Origin of the sequence: Streptomyces pseudogriseolus (genome assembly GCA_002154585.1) — a bacterium.
GTDB classification, from domain to species: Bacteria; Actinomycetota; Actinomycetes; order Streptomycetales; family Streptomycetaceae; genus Streptomyces; species Streptomyces pseudogriseolus.
In genome coordinates this window covers 1-831 of record MUNG01000554.1, presented here as the reverse complement: position 1 = coordinate 831, position 831 = coordinate 1, and the positions used below count along the sequence as shown (strand labels likewise).

The window sequence follows — 831 nt, the reverse complement described above, 5'->3', positions numbered from 1 at the left end:
CTCCTGGAACGCACCGACCTCCCCATGCCCGAGGTCGCCCGCCGCGCCGGGTTCGGCAGCGAGGTCACGATGCGCCAGCACTTCGCATCGCGCCTCGCCACCAGCCCTCGCGCCTACCGTGCCGCGTTCAGCGGGACCGCCTCCTCCACCGAGGCCGGCAGCAGGCCGATCGCCCGGTGGAGGAGGCGGTCCCGCTGAACGCGGCACGGTAGGCGCGAGGGCTGGTGGCGAGGCGCGATGCGAAGTGCTGGCGCATCGTGACCTCGCTGCCGAACCCGGCGCGGCGGGCGACCTCGGGCATGGGGAGGTCGGTGCGTTCCAGGAGGCGCTGGGCTGCGGCGATGCGCTGGTCGAGGAGCCGGCGCAGCGGGGTGGTGCCGGTGGCCGCGGTGAAGTGGCGGGCGAAGGTGCGCGGTGCCATGTCGGCGTGGGCGGCCAGGTCGGTGACCGTCAGCGGTTCGTGGAGGTGCCGCAGGGTGTACTCCCGTACGGCGGCGAGGGTGTCGGCGTCGTGGTCGGCGCGAGGGGTGGGGTGCTGGATGAACTGCGCCTGGGTGCCGGTGCGGAAGGGCGCGGTGACCATGGAGCGGGCGACGGTGGCGGCGGCCTCGGCTCCGTGGGCGAGGCGGACCAGGTGGAGGCAGAGGTCGATGCCGGCTGCGGTGCCGGCCGAGGTCCGGACGTTGCCGTCCTCGATGGACCCGGGCCACGGCGGTGTCGCTGCACGGCGGGCGGTTCGCGCGGGTGGTGTCGACCGAGGAGGTGGTGGCCGCGGCGCGGTGACGCACCGGCCGCGGCCTGCGAGGAGCGGTCAGCCGTTGTTGCCGGAGG

The 831-nt window shown here is 75.3% G+C and carries 2 pseudogenes; one reads left to right on the top strand and one right to left on the bottom strand.

Annotated elements, in window-relative coordinates:
- Positions 1-198, top strand: a pseudogene (locus CCN29_RS32655) (AraC family transcriptional regulator); the annotation flags it as partial.
- Here CCN29_RS32655 and CCN29_RS32650 read toward each other — a convergent pair.
- A pseudogene (locus CCN29_RS32650) lies at positions 128-697 on the bottom strand (GlxA family transcriptional regulator); the annotation flags it as partial. The pseudogenes CCN29_RS32655 and CCN29_RS32650 overlap by 71 nt on opposite strands.
- Positions 698-831 lie beyond the last annotated feature (134 nt).